The sequence below is a fragment of the Chryseobacterium indoltheticum genome, assembly GCF_003815915.1.
In the GTDB taxonomy this organism is placed as follows: Bacteria; Bacteroidota; Bacteroidia; order Flavobacteriales; family Weeksellaceae; genus Chryseobacterium; species Chryseobacterium indoltheticum.
In genome coordinates this window covers 1,289,974-1,304,780 of the sequence record NZ_CP033929.1, presented here as the reverse complement: position 1 = coordinate 1,304,780, position 14,807 = coordinate 1,289,974, and the positions used below count along the sequence as shown (strand labels likewise).

Below are 14,807 nucleotides of genomic sequence, written 5' to 3'. Positions count from 1 at the left end.
GCCGGTGTGAAGCACCGAAACGAAGTGCAGCCATGGATAGCCCGACCGTTTTCCCCGTGACAAACGGGGAAAACGGGCACGCCCTAAATATTTAAATTAAAAGAAACCTAATTTATTTTTGTTGTAAGAGATCAACATATTCTTCGTCTGACGGTAATGATCTAACATCATTTTATGGTTTTCTCTACCGATACCCGATTGTTTGTACCCTCCAAACGGCGCTCCTGCAGGATATGAGTGATATTGATTGACCCAAACTCTACCCGCCTGAATCTGACGCGGCACATTGTACAACTGGTGTGCATCTCTCGTCCAAACTCCTGCTCCTAATCCGTAAATAGTATCGTTGGCGATTTTGATTCCTTCTTCTTCGTCTTTAAACGTTGTGAAAGCCAGAACCGGTCCGAAAATTTCTTCCTGGAAAATTCTCATTCTGTTGTTTCCTTTGAAAATGGTCGGCTGAATGTAATATCCTTCATCTAAACCTTCTCCAACATTATTTACATCACCACCCACTAAAACTTCTGCACCTTCTTCTTTACCCAATTTGATATAAGAAAGAATCTTGTCTTTTTGAATTTTTGAAGCCTGAGCACCCATCATCACCGTTTTATCTAAGGGATTTCCTACTTTGATTGCTTTTACTCTTTCGATAACTTTTGCAATGAAAGCGTCTGCAATATCTTCCTGTACCAACAATCTTGACGGACAGGTACAAATCTCACCCTGATTTAAAGCAAAAAGTACTGCTCCTTCAATCGCTTTATCTAAAAATGCATCATCTGCATCCATCACTGAACTGAAGAATACGTTTGGAGATTTCCCTCCCAATTCTAAAGTCACCGGAATAATATTTTCTGTCGCATATTGCATTACCAAACGACCTGTTGCTGTAGAACCTGTAAATGCTGCTTTGTTCACTTTCGGATTGGTTACCAAAGCTCTTCCCAATTCTGCTCCAAAACCATTAACGATATTTACGACTCCCGCCGGAAGCAAATCGCCTATTAATTCCATTAAAACCAAGATAGAGACCGGTGTACTTTCTGCAGGCTTTAAAACCACGCAATTACCTGCTGCCAAAGCCGGAGCTAATTTCCAAACCGCCATAAGAATTGGAAAATTCCAAGGAATGATTTGAGCAATTACTCCTAAAGGCTCATGAACGATTAACGAAACCGTATCTTTATCCAATTCGTTGTGAGAACCTTCTTCTGCTCTGATGACCGATGCAAAATATCTGAAATGATCAATTGCCAAAGGAATATCTGCTGCCAAAGTTTCTCTTACTGCTTTACCGTTATCAATAGTCTCGACCGTTGCTATATATTCTAAATTCTGCTCAATTCTATCTGCAATTTTATTCAGGATAATGCTTCTTTCTGTAGAAGAAGTGTCTTTCCAGGTTTGAAATGCTTTTTCTGCAGCATTTACCGCTAATTCTAAATCTTCTTTGGATGAATGTGCTGCCTGCGTGAAAACTTTCCCGTCAACCGGAGAAACCACATCAAAATACTGCCCGTTAACCGGTGCTGTAAACTTGCCGTCAATATAATTATTGTATTGATTTTTAAACTCCGGCCACTGTAAAGTGGTAGCCGATTGCTGTTCTGTTGTTGTGCTCATATTAATATGTTTAATTTTTATCTAAAGCCAAATTACATACAGCAAAGAGAATTGAATAGCAGAATCCTACAAAAAAATATTAAAATAGTACACCGTTCTAATTTTTATCGTTTCATTAACAAATAAATAGTCAATTAATCTTTATATTTGAATAGATAGGTCTCGAAAAATGTTAGAAATGAATGATAACAAGTTTTTATTAAATACTCCTGAATTAAAGAAGGAAAGCCAGCTTTTGAACTTGGTCGAAAACCAGACATTATTCAATCTAAACAACTGTGAATTTAGCATTTACGAAACCCACAAGTCTGCTTACGGCGTAAAACTACATTTTGACAACATTGCATTTACAGCAATGCTCCGCGGTAGAAAGCACATGAAACTGGAAAATAAAACCAATTATTTTGATTACCATCCCGGAGAAAGCATTTTGGTCGCTCCCGGTGAAACGATGGTCATCGATTTTCCTGATGCAGACGAAACCCCTTCTCAATGTATTTCTTTAAGCTTAAATCCAGAATTCATTGAAAATTCTCTGAATCACCTCAACTACAATTTTCCAAAAGTTGATGAAACCTCAACATGGAATATACAGCTGGATGAGTATTTTCTGTTTAATAATAAGTCTTTGGCTTCTGCAACCAACAATATTATGAGAATTGCAATGGATGATAATTCACAGAAAGATATTATGGCAGATTTTGCTTTGAAGGAATTACTAATAAGGCTGATGCAAACTCAGGCAAGAACTATGGTAGAAAAAAATATTGCTAAAAATAAATCCAGAATCGGGTTTGTAGTAGATTATATCAAGAAAAATATCCACCAAAAACTTTCAATTGACAGCATTGCGAAACTGGCTTATGTAAGCAAATCAAACTTCTTTAAAATGTTTAAAGATGAACTAGGAACTTCGCCTAATGATTTTATTCTTCAGGAACGAATTAATAGGGCAAAAGAACTTTTAGCTTTAAATAACAGCATCAAGGAAACTGCCTTTCAAACCGGTTTTTCTGATACTAATTATTTCACAAGGGTTTTTAAACAATTGGTTGGTGTGACGCCGAAAAGTTATCAGAATAAGATTATGTGTCATATTTAATTCTAATGACGATAAGTTCTTGTTGAATTAATATCAGTTTCATAAACATATTTTCCTTTATCTTTTTTAAGTAAATAAATCGTTAAACTTTTATCTGAACCACAATTTTCATCTACAGCTAGAAGTATTCTTTTTCTATCCTTTGAAAATAAAGGTTTCGATATTCTTGTTTTACACAAAATAGATTTTGAATCGATATATTTATTTTTCACTAAAGAAGTATCAATCTTATATTTTTCATTTTTAATAATTTCAAAATTCAAATCTGTAAACTCTTTTTCTTTCCAGTATTCCAGTCCTTCTTTTAGATAAAATGGTTCTGAAGAAAGATTCTTCACACTTATTTTATGCTCATCAAAAAAGGTATTTATAATTTCGTAATCATTCTTTTTCTCAGCACATGAAGTGAAAGCAAAAATGATAATCAGATAAATTAAATTTCGCATATTATTTAGTCTAAAAACAAAGCACCTCAAAAGAGATGCTTTATTTATTATTTTTATCCTTTATAACCGTAATACCTCGCTCCTTTCAACACAGGATTTTCCAATTCCACAGATTCTAAGCCAAATCCGGTGTAATCAGGATTTACAGAATGTTCCAACTGTTTTCTATGAAGCTTTTCGTAAGTATCGAAATCAATCGCTAGACGGTTCTTAAGATTTTCAAATAAATCCCATTTTGCAACGACAGTTTTCCAGTTTTCAGAAACTTTTCCGGCAAAAACTTTTGATTTTGAACCGCTTCCGTAACCTAAAAATCCTAGTTCTTCACCAGCTAGTTCTTCATTTTCATTAAAAGAAGTCTGTAATGCTGAAAGTAAGGCCATAAAAATCGAAGCGGTGTACATATTTCCTATTTCAGACGATGCACGCTGTGTTTTTTCAATTTTATTATTGATAAATTGGATATAGTTTTCAGATTTCGCAACCGTTTTTTGTTCCTCAGGAGTTGAATAATTGAGTCCGTTTTCTAAGCTGTAAATTTCTGTAAAAACTCTTTTGCCATGAAATGCATACGGAAGGTGGAAAATAAGGTATTTCCAGTTTTCTGAAGGCTTTGTTTTACCAGAAACCTCTGCATAATGCTGATAAGCTTCTCTGATTCTATCCTGATAACATTGGTTGGAATATTGCCCGTCAAATACAGGTTCATCCGTAAAGATTTCTATTTTGTCTGGAAAAGATTCAGTAGCATTCTTTAAATCTTCTTTTTTGAAATGTCTTCTGGGTTTAAAAAAATCAAAAACAGATTCTGTAGCAATTCCCCAATTATTTTCAATTTCAATTAAATCTGGTTTCGCAGAAACTAGCAAAGCGACCGCTCCTCCGCCTTGGGTATATTCACCAGAAGAAGCCAGTTCGTATTTAGCATAATCGCTTGCAATAACCACTGCTTTTTTATCGGGATTCACCCTTACAAAATCTAAAGAATTATGAAGCGCATCTACTGCTCCGATACACGCAAAAGTCATATCTACCACATCGCAGTTTTTGAAACATCTTTCTCCGAACTCCGGTTCCAAAACTTTTTCTACCATCTGCATTGCATAAGAAGCCGTTGGTTTAGCGGCATCGATTGCACTTTCTGTTCCTAAATAAATACGGGAAATTTCTTTGGGATTGATTTGATATTCTTTTATTAATTTCAGCAATGCTCCCGCAGCAAATGTAGCAGCATCTTCATGTAAATCGGGGAAACCCATTTTATGTAAGCCTAATCCTTTTTCCAGTTTTGCAGGTTCAATTCCTCTTTTTTCTGCTAAATCCTTAATTTCCAAATACAAAGAAGGCACATAATAAGCTGCAGCCTCAATTCCAAAACTCATAATCGTCAAATTTTAAACTAATTTATGAAAGATGTTGCAAAAAATACTGGATAATCGTCTATTTTTTTATTGATTAAACAAAAAAAGCATCTCGTTGGAGATGCTTTAAAATGATATTGTTGTATTGATTAAATTTTAATTACTTTTTAATCATTTTGAATGTTTCTGTTCCTAATGCTGTTTCACCAGTTACAATATATGTTCCGCTTGGTAATGCAGAAACATCTAATCGACCTTGATCTGAATCTGTTTTGTGAGACTGAATTTTTTGACCTACACTGTTATAAACGGTAATCTGACTCACTTTTTCACTGCTCTTATAATTCAATACATTTTGCGCAGGATTTGGATAATAACTGATTGAAGATTTCACAGTTTTCTTAACATCACTTACACTTAAATTAGCTCCTGAAACAACCAGTGCATCTACTAATGTAGAATATCCGTAATCAGTCTCACACTCAATAGCAATTTGATACGTTGTAGGAGGAAGCCCTATTGATCCTGAAGACGTCCAAGCAGTAATATTAGAATGGAACTCAGCAAGCTGAACCCAAGCCGCAGTTGCGGAAGTTCTGTAAAATACTCTCAACCAGTTTTGATCAGAACCCCATAACTTATTTATATAATAAAAGCTAACTGTTGGGCTATTAACGCCCGACAAATTTAATACAGGGCTTACCAATTTTGTTTTATCAAAATTATGTGAAGTTCCGGGATAATTTGCAAATTTTGTTCCTTCGTACGCGGTAACTCCAGTTCCGCCCGTAGAAGCTGTGGAAGCAAATGTCCAAGACATATTATTTACCTCATAAATCTGAGTCCAGCTGGCTCTTGTAGGTGAGTTGTCTTCAAAAGTTTCTGTCCAGGGAAATGTAGTAATCTGTGCATTCATAAACGAAATCCCAAGAACCGCAATGGCAAGATATGTACGTTTTGATACAAATTTAGAAAATAGTTTTGTTTTCATAAAATCTTATTTTAAAGGTTTATTAACAAATATACTATTTATGTATTAAAATAACATAAAAAAAGCAAATACATTAACAAATATCCAAAAAGCTATTTTCTTCAAATAAAAAACCACTGTCTAAACAGTGGTTCTTGTAAACATAAATTTTTATTTATTTAAAATTTTCAATCGCTTTATTGATTGCGTCAATTTGCGGATTGATGCTTGATGCTTTTTGCGGATTCTGCTTAAGAAGTTCCATTTTCTTATTGAGACCGTCTTTCAGCATTTGAGTAATCATCATTTTTACTTGCGGATTATTCCCCATCTGATCTTTAGCCTGACCAAGAATCTTTGTGATACTTTCTGTAGCTTTTAAATTATCTGAAGTCATTATCCAGTTATATCCTTCTTCTGCCACTTTCCCCAATTCAGGATTCTGGAATTTTATAAAAGGATAAAATGCCGCAATCGGAGCAATATTTGCCATCTGCGAAGTCACTTTATTTTTAACAACAATAGGCAATAGCTGGGTCAGCATATCTTCAGAAGCACCTTCCAAATTAATTTTATCAGCCAGCGTATTTACTTTTGAAGGATCTACAGAAACGATCGCAGCCAAAGAATTTCCTTTTACAGAATTGGAAACTGCATTAACTCCTTTTTCAAAAACAGGAACATATTTTTTATCCTTTGTTTTTGCTAAAGCCGCAATTGCTGCACCCTGAACTAAAGTTTTAGGATCATTTGAAGCCAGTTTTTCAACATCACTTCCCAAAGCTTTCATTTGCTCAGGATTACTTAGATCCATCAACTCCAAAGCCTTGATTCTTATTCTGAAGAAAGGATCTTTTATCGCTGCAGCCAATAATTTTGTAGCAGTCGGATTTTTGCCTACCTGATCTTTTATTGCATTTAAAGCGATGTACTTGCTTTTAAACTCTTTAGAATTGGTGAACTGCAATAAGTTCTGCTCCGGAGTTTTAGACTCCGTAATATCAGCTAACAAAACGCCGTCCGCGTTGATGTTAATGAGATCCGGGTTTTTAGAAGAATCAAAAGTAAATGTATTTTTTGTGGCAGCATTTGCCCAAACATTATATCTTTTTGGTTTACCGTTATCATAAACATCGATTGCCAAAGGAAATTCAAAAGGCAAATCCTGAGATTGGTTTAAAATAACAGTAACCTGTTTTTTTACCGGCTCAAAAGTATATGTATAGTTTAATTTTGGATTTCCGCTTCCGAAATACCATTGATTGAAGAACCAGTTTAAATCTTTACCAGAAACTTTTTCAAAAGATAACCTCAATTGATGTGCTTCGGCATTCTTGTATTCGTTGGTTTTAAGATAATCTGTAATTCCGGCGAAAAAGGCATCATCACCAAGATAATTTCTCAGCATGTGAAGAATTCCGCCTCCTTTCTGATAGGTTACCAAATCGAAAACATCTTCACGAGAGCTATAATCAAATCTTACCAAATCTTTTTTGAAATCTGAAGGATTGTGGATGTAATGATTCACATCTTCCAACTGATGGTAATCTGCCTGATCTTTTCCGTACTTATATTCGTTCCAAAGATATTCTGAATAGTTTGCAAAAGATTCATTAACGGTAAGATTGCTCCAGCTTTCCGCCGTTACCAAATCGCCGAACCAATGGTGGAATAATTCATGAGCAATGGTATCTTCCCATTTGTTCTCATCGATTAACTGTCCAGGCTTTTGAAGAATATCACTTCCATGAAGTGTTGCTGTTGTATTTTCCATTGCTCCGGAAACATAATCTCTTCCGGAAATCTGTGCATATTTTGCCCAAGGATAATCGTAACCTAATTTTTTAGAGAAAAAATCGATCATTTCCGGAGTGTTTCCGTAAATCTGTTTTGCATACGGTTCGTATTCCTTTTCAATATAATAATCTACAGGAACATTTTTCCATTTGTCTTTTACCACGGCATATTCACCAACTCCCATGAAGAAAAGATAGGTTGAATGTCTTTTATCCATCACCCAATGATCGGTTCTTAAATCGTTGGATTCTTTTTTAGATTCTTTTAAAATACCGTTTGAAAGGGTAACGTATTTATCCGGAACCGTCATGAAGATTTCCTGTGTAGTCTTCTGATTCGGTTTATCAATTGTTGGAAACCATGCTGAAGAAGATTCAGTTTCACCTTGAGTCCAGATTTGTGTTGGCTTATCAGCATCTTTTCCCTGAGCATTGATGAAATAAAGACCCTTTGCATCATTAATAGCTGCACTTCCCTCCTGCTTCACTTCGTTCGGACGAGACGTGTATTTGATGTACACTGTATAATCCTGGTTTCTTGTATACGTTTTATCAAGGCTTATCTTTAAAACATCATCTTTATACTCATATTTTAAAGGAGATTTTTTACCGTTATTATCTAAAGCCACTTCGTGGATCAACATTCCTTTTGCATCAAGCGTCAATTCATTAGAAGGATAAAAATACGGAGAAGCTGTTAACCATTCTTCGCCATTCATCTGCTCTTTTTGATAATCAAAATTGACTTTAAGTTTAGTATGCTTAAGCTCCGTAACTTTTGTGTGCGTTGCTCTGTAGACTTTTTCTCTTCCCGAAGTTTCTGTTTGTGCAGATACGTTTGCGGAGAATAAAACTCCAAGTATTGCAATAGATAAAATGGCTTTTCTCATCCTTTTCTATATTATTTTTTTTTGAATTATTTTTTAATCAGAATATCAAAAATATCATTGACTAATGTTTCGTAATCACCTTTCTTCAACTGTTCTTTAGTTTTTGCGAAAGCTTTTTTAAGATCACTTTCAGGGTTTTCGTCGTCGATAATTTCAATATCATTAATTCCTTTTACCTGAAGCAAAAGTTCTTTCAATTTTTCAACATCCGTATTTTCTGCAATGGTTATTTTTAGTGATTTCATAAGCGATAAGTAGATATTTTGGCGTGAACGTTACAAAAAAAGTGAAGTTTTGTACTTCACTTGATTATTTATTGAGCATTCTTTCTAATTTCTCAGGATTACCTTTTGATGGGAGAAATAATAAGATTTCTACGCAATTAATTTGTATTTCAAAATATACTTTAACTTGCTTTTTTCCTAATAAAGCAAATCGTAGTTTACTATCTAAATCTATTGATGGATAAGAAATTATTTTATCATTAAGTGATTGCTTAAATTTCTTCAAATCATTCTTGAAAAATTTCAACTCTTTTTGACTCCAGCGATAATTCAAAAAGTCAGTGATTTCTTGAAGACTTTTAATAGCATCTCTCGAAAAAATAATTCTCATTTCTTATTAAAAATCGAATCAATTAATTCTTCCGAAAACTCTTCATATTCGCCATTTTTAATTTGATTTCTGCTTTGCTCAATTACTTTTGCAAAGACCTCTGAATTTTCAATTTCTTCCCACGAATAAGTTTTATCATTTTCTGAAATCTCAATATGATTAATTCCTTTTATCTGAGACAAAAGTTTTTTAATGAAAGGAACATCTGCATATTCGTCTAAACTGATTTTAATTTCCATAATTCCAGGATTTTAATCAAAGTTAATAATTTTATTACTAAAAAGTTATATCGCCACAGGCGCTTTGATTCCCGGATGCGGATCGTAATTTTCTAAAGTAAAATCTTCAAAATTAAAATCGAAAATATCTTTGATTTCAGGGTTAAGTTTCATTGTTGGTAAAGGTCGTGTCTCTCGGGAAAGCTGTTTATTAACCTGTTCAAAATGGTTGTTGTAAATATGAACATCACCAAAAGTATGCACATAATCACCAACTTCTAATCCGGTAACCTGAGCAACCATCATTAATAAAAGCGCATAACTTGCAATATTAAAAGGAACTCCCAGGAAAACATCGGCACTTCTTTGGTACAATTGAAGCGACAATTTTCCATCTGCGACATAAAACTGAAATAAAGCATGACAAGGCGCCAAAGCCATATTCGGAATTTCAGCTGCATTCCACGCAGAGACAATTAATCTTCTGGAATCAGGATTTGTTTTGATCTGTTCGATTACTTCAGAAAATTGGTCAACTACTTTTCCGTCGGCACCATTCCAGCTTCTCCATTGTGCACCATAAACAGGACCTAAATCGCCATTTTCATCTGCCCATTCGTTCCAGATAGAGACTCCATTATCAGTGAGATACTTAATATTGGTATCACCTTTAATAAACCAAAGCAATTCATAAATAATAGATTTCAAATGAACCTTTTTAGTTGTAACCAAAGGAAATCCTTTTGACAAATCATAACGCAACTGGTATCCAAAAACACTTCGTGTTCCTGTTCCTGTTCTGTCGGTTTTATCGGTTCCGTTATCTAAAATATGCTGGAGTAAATCGAGGTAGTTTTGCATTGTGAAAATTATCAGCTTCAAATTTAAAAAAAACAAAGTTTAAAATCTTCATTTAAAACTTAAAGTTAGCATATCAATACGATTCTAATTTTCTATCAAAAAAAAGCATCCATAAAAATGAATGCTTGAACATTTTTATTTTTCGAAATATTAAACTGCGGTATAGCCACCATCAACCAAATAATAACCTCCCGTCATAAAAGATGATTTTTCAGAACTTAGGAAAAGAACCAATTCGGCAACTTCTTCTGATGTACCCAATCTTCCCATCGGATGTTTGGCAATCAATGCTTTTTTATGCTCAGCATCCAACTGATTCAAAAGAGGAGTATCAATATAACCAGGTCCAACTGCATTACAACGAATGTTTTTTTGACCGTATTCTGCGCCGATATTTTTTGTTAAACCAACAACAGCATGCTTCGTCGAAGTATAAGCTGATGATAATGGTGCTGCAACAGATCCATGGATTGATGCGATGTTTACAATAACCCCGCCTCCATTTTTCTCCATTTGTGTCAATTCATATTTGCAACCGTAGAAAACACCATCAAGATTAATATCGATCACTTTTTTCCATCCATCAAGACTGTAATCTCCAGTTTGATTCGTTTCACCACCAATTCCGGCATTATTACAGGCAATATCTAATCTTCCGTACGTTTCAACTGTTGCTTTTACCAAAGCTTCCACCTGTTCAGGATTTGAAGTGTCGGCTTTAACAAAAGTTGCTTCGCCACCTGCTGATTTTATTTCTTTAACTGCAGATTTTCCGTGTTCTTCGTTAATATCGGAAACGATAACTTTTGCGCCTTCTTTAGCGTATAATTTTGCGATAGCAAGACCAATTCCTGAACCTGCCCCTGTAACCAATGCTACTTTATTGTCTAAAATTTTCATAACAAATGATGTATTTAATTATGATATTAAATCAACAAAAATTATGCAAAGAAGTGTTTTTAAAAGTTAATAAATTCACAAATGTTTCTTTTCGAATCAATGATATGTTTTAAAGTTAAAAACTACTGAATCTCAATAATTTTCTGATTTATATTATTCAACGAGAAACATTCATTTTCCTGCTTCCCAAACATTGCTTTTGCCAATGGAGATTCCGGAGAAATACAGATGATTTTTTGATTTTCACAAGTAATTTCACCTAAAGAAACCGAAATAAAAAACAATCCTTTTTCCGTTTTTACAATCGCTCCTTTTTCTGCTTTGTCAGATTGTTTTGGAAGTACTGTTTTCAGAAAATCCTGCTGTTTCAAAACTTCATTCAACTGAATTTGCAGATTATTGATTTCCTGCTGAAGCATTTCTCTTCCGGTTTCGTATTTGTCGCCCATCGAACTTTTGGTATCGTTGCTTGAAGCTCGGGTTTCAGCAATCAGTTTCTCTAAAGTTTGGATTTTTTCAGATAATTTTGATTTAATAATATCTAAAAGTGAAGATTTGTTCATATTAAATTTTAGCTAAAGTCTTTTCTTTAATTCATTAAAAAGCGGGCTAAAGCCCGCTCGTATTCATAAGATTTTTAAAGTTATGTATTTTGATTTAATCTTAAAAGAAAAACTTATCTATAACTTTTATGCAAATTTATTTTTCAAAAACAGCGTAATCGGAAACTTTAAAACTGAAGTTTTTACCCGTGTTGAAATCTCTTTTGGTACCATCAAAAATATTTTTAAAAATTCCAGACACATTTTCATCATCAATAGTAAATTCAACGTTTTCTTTTGAAAAATTGAGCACTACTAACACTTCATTCCACTTATTTTTTCTGATGTAAGCAAAAATTTTATCATTCGCTGAAGTGTTTAAAAGATAAGTGACCACATTTGAATCACCACCTCTTAAAGCTGGGTTTGAAGATTTCAGATTCAACAAAGTCTTATAAAAATCAGCCATTTTACAGTCATTCGTCCATTCTATCGGATCTTTTTCAAAAAATTCTAATCTTTTGTGATTAGGAAGTTCCTGCCCGGAATACAATAACGGAATACCATTCCAAGTCGCTGAGAATACAGCCATTGCTTTTGTAATATCGCCGTACTTTTCGTACTCTGTTCCGTTCCAGGAATTTTCATCATGATTGGTGGTAAACCACGCTCTCATAGAGGAATCTCCTATTTGAGAATATTTTCTCAGCAGATCTACAAGCTCTTGAATCGGCTGATTGTCTTTATAAAATTCAGCAGATTTGTGCATCCATTTCCAAGAATAACTGGCGTCAAACACTTTACCATGTTCCGGACTTTCTAATTCATCAAATTCACCAATCCAGAAAAGAGGTTTTATTTTTTCAACTTCAGGTCTTGCTTCTTCCCAAAAATCTACCGTCACCCAAGAAGCCAGATCGCATCTGAAACCATCAATATTGGTTTCTTCGATCCAAAACTTCATCGCATCAATCATCGCTTTCCTCATTTCCTGATTTTCATAATCAAGCTCGATAATATCATCCATTCCGGATGCCATTTTGAAATCGCCATTTTCTTTCAGGTAAAATTCAGGATCCGTTTTCGTCCAAACATGGTCCCAGCCTGTGTGATTGGCAACCCAGTCGATGATTACTTTAAAACCTAAACGATGCGCTTCATTCACCAAATGTTTGAAATCATCCATCGTCCCAAACTCTGGATTGATTGATGTGAAATCTGCAGCTGCATAAGGACTTCCTAAACTTCCTTTTTTATTTTTCTGAGCAATGGGAGTAATCGGCATAAACCATAATGTTTTAACACCCATGTTTTTCAGACGCGGCATTTCTTTTTCAAATGCTCTGAAAGTGCCTTCCTTAGTATATTGTCTTACGTTAACTTCATATATATTGGTGGTGTGTTTCCATTCCTGAGGTACATCCATATTCATTGTCATTTTTTAGATAAATGAAATTTTTCTATTTCCTTTATAAGTTTTAAGCTGAATTTATTTAGCAAAAATAAGAAATTGAGTTTTAAAAATATTTAAACGAGTTGATTATGTCTATTTTCTTGAAAATCTCTTTTTCTCTTAAAACCAAAGGAAAAAAAGTTGAAGACTGTAATTTCCTGCTAAAAATTATGAATTAAGTCATATTATTTAAAACGAAAAACCCTGAATTTTAGTTCAGGGCTGTATTTTATTTATCTTTCGTTGTCATCGTCTTCTTCATCGAAAACATCATCATTATAGTCATCTTCTTCATCGTCATCGAAATTGTCATCTTCATCTTCAAAGCTGCTACCACTTACGAAATCATCATCAAAACTGAAATCATCATCCAATAAAGGCATTGCAGATTTTTTGTTTTTTGATCCTCCGGCGCTTCCGTTTTTACCCGGAGCTTTTAAAGGAGCATTTCCGAATCTGTACGTTGTAATCGGGTAGTTTACACCTTTCGTTTCGTCTACAACTTCTACCAATTCGCAGAAAAATTCCCAAAGATCAAGCAGACCGTACTGGAACTGCGCTTTGTCTCCTGCTGACTCAAATGCTTCATCGATGTATACATCTGACATAATTTCGCCATCACCATCATCACTCATATCTTCCAGTGGTACGCTTTTTACAACAGTACCATCTTCTTCGAGAAGATTAAAAGTAGACAGCTCATCTCCACTAAGGTTGAATGCACTTTTAATTCCCAAATGTAAGTTCCAGAGTGTTTGTTTTCCTTTGATTTCTACATCTCGGAAAATGTCTTCTTTCGTATCTAATATTACACGGATTTTGTAAACCATATCAGTATTTCAATTACTTTTTGCCTTATTTATTGTGATAAATTCTTGTTGCAAATATATAATAAATGAGATTTTACAAAAAATATTTAATAATTTTTTAGAAACTTTTTTTTCCTTACATTTCGCAAAATCATTTACTTTTCTCGAGCATAAAACTGAATTTTGTGCCTTCCAGGTAAACACTTTCTACCGTAATATTTTCGTTATGAGCCTCCAGGATGTGCTTCACAATGGCTAGCCCTAATCCTGAACCACCCTGTCTTCTGCTTCGGCTGGTCTCTACTCTATAAAATCTTTCAAAAATTCTTGGTAAAAGTTCGGCTTTTATTCCCATACCGTTATCAATTACTTCGATAAGTACTTTATTTCTGAGAACACTTGTCTTCACCACTACTTTCGCTTCCTGCCTGTTGGCGTAGTGAATAGCATTTGAAATTAAATTAATAAAAACCTGAGACACTTTCTGCTTGTCGGCCTCCACAAAAATCTGGCTATGTAAAGTCTGAAGCTGCAAAACGGTATTATTTTTTTCGGCTTCCAGATCGAGCAGGTCAAAAATTTCTTTAATAAGAATATTAACATCAAATCTGGAAACGGTAAGATTGATTTCACCGGCTTCCAATCTGTTGATCATGTCTAGATCATTAACGATAGCTATCAATCTTTCTACAGAGATCCCTATTCGTTCCAAATATTTATCACGGATCGTCAGATTATCTACTCCACCGTCAACTAAAGTTTCTACGTAACCCTGAATGGAAAAAAGTGGTGTTTTTAGCTCATGTGAAACATTTCCGATATATTCTTTACGGTAACTTTCCATTTCTTTCATCATATCCATCTCGGTGAGCTGCTGCTGATTAAAATCTGAAAATCTTTCTCCGAGTTCTTTCAGTGTAATATTATTCTGATCGCTGTAAATTATTTCTTCAGGAAGAATTTTTGAGATCTTTCGTACCTGTTTTTTGGCGTAATAATTAAAAAGTAGTTCTAAAACAACATAATTAATAATAAACATCAAAACAACACACAAAAAAAGGCCAATCTTAAACTGAGATGTATTATAATAGATATCTTTTAGTGAATCGAATATAATCACTAAAACAAACATCACCAATGTAAGCAGACATGATGAAACTAAGGTAAGCCTGTAAAATTTCAATTTTACAAAATTTTGAGTTAAATGTAAAGTTAGTC

The 14,807-nt window shown here is 34.2% G+C and carries 15 protein-coding genes; 1 reads left to right on the top strand and 14 read right to left on the bottom strand.

The window, feature by feature from the left end:
- Positions 1 to 96: 96 nt before the first annotated feature.
- Positions 97 to 1,626 carry an aldehyde dehydrogenase family protein gene (locus EG358_RS06040; protein WP_076562626.1) on the bottom strand — a complete coding sequence of 510 codons (1,530 nt, stop codon included), beginning with the start codon at positions 1,624 to 1,626 and terminating at the stop codon, positions 97 to 99.
- Positions 1,627 to 1,804: 178 nt separating this feature from the next.
- Between EG358_RS06040 and EG358_RS06035 the strand changes: the two genes are divergently transcribed.
- A complete protein-coding gene (locus EG358_RS06035; RefSeq protein ID WP_076562708.1) occupies positions 1,805 to 2,728 on the top strand; it encodes an AraC family transcriptional regulator in 924 nt (307 codons plus the stop codon).
- A 2-nt stretch (positions 2,729 to 2,730) separates the two neighbouring features.
- Here the strand turns inward: EG358_RS06035 and EG358_RS06030 are convergent, their stop codons facing one another.
- The 13 genes from EG358_RS06030 to EG358_RS05970 all read right to left on the bottom strand — a co-directional run bounded on the left by EG358_RS06030 (position 2,731) and on the right by EG358_RS05970 (position 14,772).
- Positions 2,731 to 3,174, bottom strand: a complete 444-nt coding sequence (locus EG358_RS06030) for a hypothetical protein (protein WP_076562628.1) — start codon at positions 3,172 to 3,174, stop codon at positions 2,731 to 2,733.
- Positions 3,175 to 3,227: 53 nt separating this feature from the next.
- Positions 3,228 to 4,556, bottom strand: coding sequence for a hydroxymethylglutaryl-CoA synthase family protein (locus tag EG358_RS06025; protein ID WP_076562630.1), 1,329 nt, complete (start codon positions 4,554 to 4,556; stop codon positions 3,228 to 3,230).
- A 139-nt stretch (positions 4,557 to 4,695) separates the two neighbouring features.
- On the bottom strand, positions 4,696 to 5,526 hold the full coding sequence (locus EG358_RS06020; RefSeq protein WP_076562632.1) for a T9SS type A sorting domain-containing protein: 831 nt from the start codon (positions 5,524 to 5,526) through the stop codon (positions 4,696 to 4,698).
- A gap of 154 nt (positions 5,527 to 5,680) precedes the next feature.
- Entirely contained in the window at positions 5,681 to 8,191 is a 2,511-nt protein-coding gene (locus EG358_RS06015; protein ID WP_076562634.1) for a M1 family metallopeptidase, read from the bottom strand.
- 26 nt (positions 8,192 to 8,217) lie between these two features.
- Positions 8,218 to 8,436 (bottom strand): hypothetical protein, encoded by a 219-nt coding sequence (locus tag EG358_RS06010; protein ID WP_076562635.1) that lies wholly within the window; start codon positions 8,434 to 8,436, stop codon positions 8,218 to 8,220.
- A 64-nt stretch (positions 8,437 to 8,500) separates the two neighbouring features.
- Positions 8,501 to 8,806 (bottom strand): hypothetical protein, encoded by a 306-nt coding sequence (locus EG358_RS06005; protein WP_076562637.1) that lies wholly within the window; start codon positions 8,804 to 8,806, stop codon positions 8,501 to 8,503.
- Positions 8,803 to 9,045, bottom strand: a complete 243-nt coding sequence (locus tag EG358_RS06000; RefSeq protein WP_076562639.1) for a hypothetical protein — start codon at positions 9,043 to 9,045, stop codon at positions 8,803 to 8,805. Before EG358_RS06000 ends, EG358_RS06005 begins: the two co-directional genes overlap by 4 nt.
- 45 nt (positions 9,046 to 9,090) lie before the next feature.
- Positions 9,091 to 9,885: a thymidylate synthase gene (locus tag EG358_RS05995; protein WP_076562641.1), complete on the bottom strand. Its 795-nt coding sequence runs from the start codon at positions 9,883 to 9,885 to the stop codon at positions 9,091 to 9,093.
- 150 nt (positions 9,886 to 10,035) lie between these two features.
- On the bottom strand, positions 10,036 to 10,785 hold the full coding sequence (locus EG358_RS05990; protein ID WP_076562643.1) for an SDR family NAD(P)-dependent oxidoreductase: 750 nt from the start codon (positions 10,783 to 10,785) through the stop codon (positions 10,036 to 10,038).
- 122 nt (positions 10,786 to 10,907) lie between these two features.
- Positions 10,908 to 11,348, bottom strand: coding sequence for a hypothetical protein (locus tag EG358_RS05985; RefSeq protein WP_076562645.1), 441 nt, complete (start codon positions 11,346 to 11,348; stop codon positions 10,908 to 10,910).
- Between the two features lie 136 nt (positions 11,349 to 11,484).
- Entirely contained in the window at positions 11,485 to 12,759 is a 1,275-nt protein-coding gene (locus EG358_RS05980; RefSeq protein WP_076562647.1) for an alpha-amylase family glycosyl hydrolase, read from the bottom strand.
- Positions 12,760 to 13,013: 254 nt separating this feature from the next.
- Positions 13,014 to 13,610 carry an IS1096 element passenger TnpR family protein gene (locus EG358_RS05975; protein WP_076562649.1) on the bottom strand — a complete coding sequence of 199 codons (597 nt, stop codon included), beginning with the start codon at positions 13,608 to 13,610 and terminating at the stop codon, positions 13,014 to 13,016.
- Between the two features lie 130 nt (positions 13,611 to 13,740).
- Complete coding sequence (locus EG358_RS05970; protein WP_076562651.1) at positions 13,741 to 14,772, bottom strand: sensor histidine kinase; 1,032 nt, start codon at positions 14,770 to 14,772, stop codon at positions 13,741 to 13,743.
- Positions 14,773 to 14,807 lie beyond the last annotated feature (35 nt).

Coding starts and splice junctions, on each gene's coding strand:
- EG358_RS06010 (WP_076562635.1), bottom strand. CDS start 8,436: ATGAAATCACTAAAAATAACCATTGCAGAAAATACGGATGTTGAAAAA.
- EG358_RS06035 (WP_076562708.1), top strand. CDS start 1,805: ATGAATGATAACAAGTTTTTATTAAATACTCCTGAATTAAAGAAGGAA.
- EG358_RS06030 (WP_076562628.1), bottom strand. CDS start 3,174: ATGCGAAATTTAATTTATCTGATTATCATTTTTGCTTTCACTTCATGT.
- EG358_RS06020 (WP_076562632.1), bottom strand. CDS start 5,526: ATGAAAACAAAACTATTTTCTAAATTTGTATCAAAACGTACATATCTT.
- EG358_RS05975 (WP_076562649.1), bottom strand. CDS start 13,610: ATGGTTTACAAAATCCGTGTAATATTAGATACGAAAGAAGACATTTTC.
- EG358_RS05985 (WP_076562645.1), bottom strand. CDS start 11,348: ATGAACAAATCTTCACTTTTAGATATTATTAAATCAAAATTATCTGAA.
- EG358_RS06005 (WP_076562637.1), bottom strand. CDS start 8,806: ATGAGAATTATTTTTTCGAGAGATGCTATTAAAAGTCTTCAAGAAATC.
- EG358_RS06025 (WP_076562630.1), bottom strand. CDS start 4,556: ATGAGTTTTGGAATTGAGGCTGCAGCTTATTATGTGCCTTCTTTGTAT.
- EG358_RS06015 (WP_076562634.1), bottom strand. CDS start 8,191: ATGAGAAAAGCCATTTTATCTATTGCAATACTTGGAGTTTTATTCTCC.
- EG358_RS05995 (WP_076562641.1), bottom strand. CDS start 9,885: ATGCAAAACTACCTCGATTTACTCCAGCATATTTTAGATAACGGAACC.
- EG358_RS05980 (WP_076562647.1), bottom strand. CDS start 12,759: ATGAATATGGATGTACCTCAGGAATGGAAACACACCACCAATATATAT.
- EG358_RS06000 (WP_076562639.1), bottom strand. CDS start 9,045: ATGGAAATTAAAATCAGTTTAGACGAATATGCAGATGTTCCTTTCATT.
- EG358_RS05990 (WP_076562643.1), bottom strand. CDS start 10,785: ATGAAAATTTTAGACAATAAAGTAGCATTGGTTACAGGGGCAGGTTCA.
- EG358_RS06040 (WP_076562626.1), bottom strand. CDS start 1,626: ATGAGCACAACAACAGAACAGCAATCGGCTACCACTTTACAGTGGCCG.